This window comes from Amycolatopsis rhizosphaerae (assembly GCF_007713715.1).
Taxonomy (GTDB): Bacteria; Actinomycetota; Actinomycetes; order Mycobacteriales; family Pseudonocardiaceae; genus Amycolatopsis_E; species Amycolatopsis_E rhizosphaerae.
On sequence record NZ_VJWX01000434.1, the window covers coordinates 1 to 6024 of the forward strand.

Annotated in this window: 5 protein-coding genes; 2 read left to right on the forward strand and 3 right to left on the reverse strand. The window is 67.5% G+C overall.

From position 1 onward, the window contains the following. The 3 genes from FNH05_RS29715 to eccCa all read right to left on the reverse strand — a co-directional run. A partial coding sequence (locus tag FNH05_RS29715; RefSeq protein WP_144592164.1) for a hypothetical protein occupies positions 1 to 607 on the reverse strand: 607 nt, incomplete at its 3' end. Positions 608 to 622: 15 nt separating this feature from the next. Beyond that, complete coding sequence (locus tag FNH05_RS29720; protein ID WP_144592165.1) at positions 623 to 1021, reverse strand: hypothetical protein; 399 nt, start codon at positions 1019 to 1021, stop codon at positions 623 to 625. Positions 1022 to 1126: 105 nt separating this feature from the next. Further along, positions 1127 to 5098: a type VII secretion protein EccCa gene (eccCa, locus tag FNH05_RS29725; protein WP_144592166.1), complete on the reverse strand. Its 3972-nt coding sequence runs from the start codon at positions 5096 to 5098 to the stop codon at positions 1127 to 1129. A 156-nt stretch (positions 5099 to 5254) separates the two neighbouring features. On the opposite strand from eccCa, the gene FNH05_RS29730 reads away from it, so the two are divergent. Together FNH05_RS29730 and FNH05_RS29735 are read left to right on the forward strand one after the other, a co-directional pair. Then, positions 5255 to 5611 (forward strand): WXG100 family type VII secretion target, encoded by a 357-nt coding sequence (locus tag FNH05_RS29730; protein WP_144592167.1) that lies wholly within the window; start codon positions 5255 to 5257, stop codon positions 5609 to 5611. Between the two features lie 30 nt (positions 5612 to 5641). Beyond that, positions 5642 to 5947: a hypothetical protein gene (locus FNH05_RS29735; RefSeq protein ID WP_144592168.1), complete on the forward strand. Its 306-nt coding sequence runs from the start codon at positions 5642 to 5644 to the stop codon at positions 5945 to 5947. The last annotated feature ends 77 nt before the right edge of the window (positions 5948 to 6024 follow it).

The following is a 6024-nucleotide window of genomic DNA, read 5'->3' on the forward strand; positions in this document are numbered from 1 at the left end:
GATCGCCACCGCCGGGGCTCGGCGAGTTACTGGCGGGACCGGGTGGCGTACCCCCACGGTCGACCGGCCCGGAAGACAAGGAGCGCGCCAAAGGAACATTCGTGAGCGGCAGTCCGACGGCGTTTTTCAACTTTAGGGCGGCATCCGAATACAGTACGGTCAAAAGGCTCAGCGCGAAGGCGGTGTATTTTTTCTTTTCCTCTTCCGTATCGCTGGCCGGTAGATTGTTCACGGCATTTCTGACGTCGATTATGCAATCCGCCAGATTGGTGATCGACCCAGTGAGTTCGTCTGTGGTAACACTGCTGCCTATGCCTGGTACCGATTTATGCGGGTCCGGGCTGCCGCCGAAACTCCACGAATTCGCGATTTCGCGGACGTGGTCGAGCGTACTGACGAAGAGGCCGCCCGCCACATCTCCCCACGCGCCTGTTTTGACGAGTCTGTCCTGGACGTCTCTCAAGCCTATGGCCTGTGCGGCCAGGTGGTCCCGCCCCTTGCTCCACACCGATGCCAACGCGTGGAGCAGGGGAGCGTGGTGATCCGCCTCCTGGTTGATCAGGCCCTTGAGTTCCTCGAAGGTGTGGCTTTCGTCGTAGTAGTCCACCGGTGCCATGGTCGCCTACTGGTCGCTGTGGTAGTCGAGTTCCGGGAGGATCGGCGGAAGGCCGTCCCCGGTCATTTTCGCGAAACTGTCTTTGGTGAATTGTTCGAACGCGTCCTTGAGGGCGTTCTTGTTCTCCAGGTCCGCGGAATCATATTTGGTGGCCGCATCATGCGCGACCGTGCTCAGCGCGGTCGCTGCCTCATTGAGCTGGGTGATGAACTCGTACAGTTTCTTGGTGGAATCGTTGGCGGCCTTCACCAACTCCTCGTGCCCGTTCAACCCGACCGTGCAGGTGACCTCGCTCCAACCTTTGAGGTCGGAGGGGATAGGGGTGTTCGCCACCACCTCCCAGAGGTCGCTCGCGCACTGGTGCATTGCCCCTGGTATGCCTTTGATGCTTTCTGGTGGCGCCATCGCGTGCTCCTGACTTTGCTCGTGTGCTCGAATCAATCACATCGCGGAGCCGATCGGCCGACGACGACAGGAAACTGCCAATCGTCGCCGGCGGCGTGAACGGCCCTACACCTTGGGTGGCAGCCAGGCCACTTGCACCAGGTTCTTGTTCCCGCGCCGATCGACCAGCCAGCCCCGGCCGGGCGGCAGCACCTGGGCGCGCATCCCGCCGAGCAGCGGTCCCTCGTCCCGGTCACCGGACATCATCAGGCCGGGTGCGCCGACCTCGCGCAGCCGGTTGAGGACCGGTTCGAACAGTCCCTTGCCCGCGCCGCCGGACCGGCGAGCCAGCACGACCCGCAGGCCGATGTCCGAGGCCTGCGCGGCCAGCGGCAGCAGCGGCATGAGCGGGTGGTCCTTGTGCGTGGCCACCATGTCGTAGTCATCGACGAGCACGAAGATTTCCGGGCCCTGCCACCAGTTCCGCGCGCGCAGTTGCTCGGGGGTGATGTCCGGGCCCGGCAGGCGCTTGGAGATCGCCGTGACCACCTCGTTCATCAGCGCGATGCTGTGCGCGTCGTTGGTGCCGGTGCCGAGCAGGTACTCGTCGGGGATCTCGCCGAGCAGCGCGCGGCGGTGGTCGATGAGCACGATCCGGGCCTGTTCCGGGGTGTAGGCCGCACAGATGCGGGCGGCCACCGTCCGCAGGAACGAGGTCTTGCCGCACTGGGTGTCGGCCAGTGCGAAGAAATGCGGGTCGGTGGCGAAATCCAGCCGGACCGGCGAGAGATCGCGCTCGTAGATGCCGATCGCGAGCCCGGCATCGGGTCCGGTCAGCGTGTCGGTGGCGGGCAGTTCGGCGTAGGGGAACACGCCGGGCAGCAGCCGCACCGGTGGCGCGGCCGGGCCGGGCCAGGCGTCCGCGATCGCCCTGACCAGGCCGCCGATCCCTTCCGTCAGATCGTCGGCACCGGTGCGGCCGTCGATGCGCGGCAGGGCCACCAGCATCTGGTGCTTGCTCATCGCGAGTCCCCGGCCGGGCCGGTCCGCGGGCACGCCCATCGCCGCGCGCCGGTCGATGATCGAGTCGATGGGGTCGCTGATCTTCAGCTCCAGCCTGCTGGTGAACAGGTCCCGGACGTTCATCCGCAGGTCGAACGCACGGGTGCAGCCCGCCACCACGTGGATGCCGTAGGCGAGTCCGCGCGCGGCGATGTCGCCGATCAACTCCTCCTGCGCGTCGAAGTCGTTGCGCAGCGTCAGCCAGCCGTCGACGACGAGGAACACGTCGCCGTGCGGATCGTCGGCGAACTTGCCTTCCGCCTTCAGCTTCCGGTAGGTGATGATGCTGTCGATCTTGTGTTCGGCGAACAGGCGTTCGCGCTGCGCGAGCAGCGAGGCGACCTCTGCGACGGTGCGGCGGACCGACCCGGCATCCAGCCTGCTGGCCACCCCGGCGACATGGGGCAGTCCATCCAGCGAAGCGAGCGTGCCGCCGCCGAAGTCGAGGCAGTAGAACTGCACCTCGCGCGGGGTGTGGGTGAGTGCGAGGCTGAGCATCAGCGTCCTCAGCAGGGTGCTCTTACCGGTCCGCGGCCCGCCGATCACCACCAGGTGGCCCGCCGCTCCGGCGAGGTCCAGGGTCAGCGGGTCGCGTCGCTGCTCGAACGGTCGGTCCACGATGCCCAGGATCGGCCGCAGAGAGCCGGCCAGTTCGGTGGAATTGGCGGTCAGGCCACGCTCCCGGTGCCGGACCAGTTCCGGCAGCAGTTGGTCCAGGGTCGGCGATTTGTCCAGCGGCGGCAGCCACACCTGATGCGCGGGCGTGCCCCGGCCGACCAGCCGGTCCACCCAGATGTCCAGCAGCGTGTCGCCCACCAGGGTGTCCGGATCGACCTCGGGTTCTTCCTCCGTGTCCTCGAGATCGAGCGCGGGCGCGTGGTAGGCGGTGGTGTATTCGTTCAGTACCAGGTGTTCCGTCGCGGCGACGGCCGTTCCGGTGCCCAGGTTCCGCTGGTGCACGCCGGAGACGTAGGCGGAGCGGAATCGCACCATCGATTCGGTGCCGACCTTGAGGAAACCGTTGCCGGGCGCCCTGGGCAGCTTGAACGCGTCGGGCACCCCGAGGACGACCCGGCTCTCCATTTCGGAGAACGTCCGCAGGCCGATCCGGTAGGACAGGTGGCCTTCCAGGCCGCGCAGCCTGCCCTCGTCCAGCCGCTGCGAGGCGAGCAGGAGGTGCACCCCGAGCGATCGGCCCAGCCGTCCGATCTGGACGAACATGTCGATGAAATCCGGCTTGGCGGAGAGGAGTTCGGAGAATTCGTCGCAGATCACCAGGAGGGTGGGCACCTCGGGCAGCGGCGCGCCCGCCTGGCGGGCCTTCTCGTAGTCACGCAGCGATGAGAAGTTCCCGGCGGCACGCAACAGTTCCTGACGCCGGATCAGCTCGCCGTTGATCGCGTCGGTCATCCGGTCGACCAGATGCAGTTCGTCGGCCAGGTTCGTGATCACCGCGCTGGTGTGCGGCAGCTTGTCCAGCCGGGTGAAGGTCGCGCCACCCTTGAAGTCGATCAGCGCGAAGTTCAGCGAACTCGGCGGATGGGTGACCGCGAGCGCCAGCACCAGCGTCCGCAGCAGCTCCGACTTGCCGGAGCCGGTGGCCCCGATCAGCAGGCCGTGCGGGCCCATGCCCTCCTGTGCCGATTCCTTCATGTCCAGCTCGATCGGCGTGCCGTCTTCCCGGATACCGAACCGGATGCGGAGCCGATCACGGTTGGGCCGGGGCACCCACGTGTCGTCCGGGTCGAGGTCGTAGGGGTCGCCCAGTTCCAGCAGGTCGGCCAGGCCCAGTTCGGAACTCAGCGGCGCGTCCCCACGGATGCCGGAGCTCAGCCGCAGCGGCGCGAGCTGCCTCGCGAGGCCCTCGGCGGCGGCCGGGTCGAAGAAGTCCGCGTCCCCGAGCCGGGTGCTGCCCTCGGCCGACTGGCTGAACAGCCCGCCGTCCTCATCCACCTCGAGCACCACCGCGGTACGGTCCAACGCCCGTGGTGGCGCGGTGGTCAGATCGATCACCGTGACGCCCTCGACCCCGCCGCCCGTCATCAGGTGATCGGACCCGGCGACCGCCCCGCCGTCCAGGATGACCACCAGGTACGGGCCGGGCACGCTGACCTGTTCGTCGGGGTCGAATCGGGGACGGTTGCCCAGTTCCTCCTCCAGCATCGACTCCAGTGCGGAGATACCGGGTGCGACCAGGCGCAGTGGGCCGAGCGCGTCGGACCGGCTGGGGTGCAGGGCGTGCGGGAGCCATTTCACCCATTCCCAGTCGTCCCGGTGGTCCTCGCTCACGCAGACCGCGATGCGCAGGTCGTCGGGAGACTGCAGGGTGGCCAGTTGGGCCAGCAGGGCGCGCAGCATGCCCAGTGCGGCCTCGCGGCCTCCGCGAAGGTAGATCCGGCTGAATCCGTTGACGGCGATGGCCAGCGGAAGCCGGTCGACGGCGCTGTAGGTGGTGAGGAACCGGCGTAGCGCCAGGGCGGACAGCGGTTCGAGCTCCTCCAGCGGCAGGGTGTCCGGGGCGACGATGGCCAGCGCCGGACCCTGCGGGCCACGGCCGATGCGGGCGACGGCGAAGTCCTCGTCCTCCTTGCGGCGCTCCCACAGCCGGTAGCTCGCCGTGAGAGACCACAACGACGACGGCTCCGGGTGTAGGTACTCCATCGTCTCGCGCTGACGGCGCACCGCCCGGCGCAGCCGCAGCCGGTGCTGGGACAAGTGCCGCAGGTACTTGCGTCGCGCGTGCCCCATTTCGCGTTTGCTCGGCCCGCCACCCTGGATGAAGCCGGTGACGATCATCCCGAGCATGCCGACGCCCATCAGCCCGTAGATCACGAACCGGATCGTGCCCGCGACGGAGCCCGAATAGAGCAGCAGCGTCGACGCCATCATGGCCAGCATCGGCAGCACGGTGAACACCTGCGCCCACTGCCGTCCCGGCGGGGCCGGGATCGCGGGCGGCGGTTGCAGCATCAGCTCGCCCGCGGGCATTTCCGGGGCCTGCTTGCGGGCGGGCCGCTTGACCAGGACAGTCGCCATGTCCCCGATCCTCCGTCAGGGACGTGCCGGAGCGGCGGCCGTGGCAGGAACGTGCCGCCGGGCCTGATCGCCGGTCCCGGCGACGTAGCGTCGGCAAAGTGAGGACGCGCCCGGCCCGCTGGGAACGCTTCACTGAAATCGAAAACGGAGGGTCATATGACTTACGATTTCATCCACGGTGATCCTGATCAGATGGCGCGGCTCGCCGCCAAATGGACACAGGAACACGAGGACATGGCGGCCCGGAACAAGCAGCTCAACTCCGGCAACACCGGCCTCGCGGCGGCGTGGAAAGGCGCGAGCGGCAGCATGTTCGTCCAACAGGTCGAACCGGATCGGCACGGCCAGAACCAGAAGCTGACCACCACCGGGCAGACCGTGGCCGACACCGTGAGGACCACGGCCAGCAAGTATTCCGATGCCGACTCCAGTGGCGGTCAGGTCCTCGGTGCCGCCGGGAACTTCTCTGTCGACGGCGCGGCGATCAGCAGCGCCATCGGAACCACCATCTGAGCAGTTCTCGCCAGAGAAAGGAGAAATTGAATGGAACCGGTCGTTCAGGCACATTTCGAAACAGTTGAAAGCCAGATGGGTAACATGACTCAGCTGGCCGGGCAGGACACGGAGTCGTTCGCCGGCGTGTTCCGGTTCTCGCAGGACGCCCATGCGCAGCACTTCAGCGACGGCGCCGGGGACGGGTTCCTGGGAACCGCGGACGGCCACGGCAAGAGGGTCAACGAATACGGCGACATTGTCCACCAGGTGGCCAAGGCCGGCGTAGACGGGATGGACAGGTTTCGCCAGGTCGTGACGTCGGCCGCGAGCGCCTTCTCCTCGATCCACATGTGACCGCTTCGGCTGACGGCGCGCCCCGCATCGCGGGGCGCGCCTTTCTGCCCGATCCCCTGACGTGGCCGCTATAGGTC

Bases quoted from the DNA above. Each gene is read 5' to 3' on its own strand.
- FNH05_RS29720 (WP_144592165.1), bottom strand. From the start codon at position 1,021: ATGGCGCCACCAGAAAGCATCAAAGGCATACCAGGGGCAATGCACCAG.
- eccCa (WP_144592166.1), bottom strand. From the start codon at position 5,098: ATGGCGACTGTCCTGGTCAAGCGGCCCGCCCGCAAGCAGGCCCCGGAA.
- FNH05_RS29730 (WP_144592167.1), top strand. From the start codon at position 5,255: ATGACTTACGATTTCATCCACGGTGATCCTGATCAGATGGCGCGGCTC.
- FNH05_RS29735 (WP_144592168.1), top strand. From the start codon at position 5,642: ATGGAACCGGTCGTTCAGGCACATTTCGAAACAGTTGAAAGCCAGATG.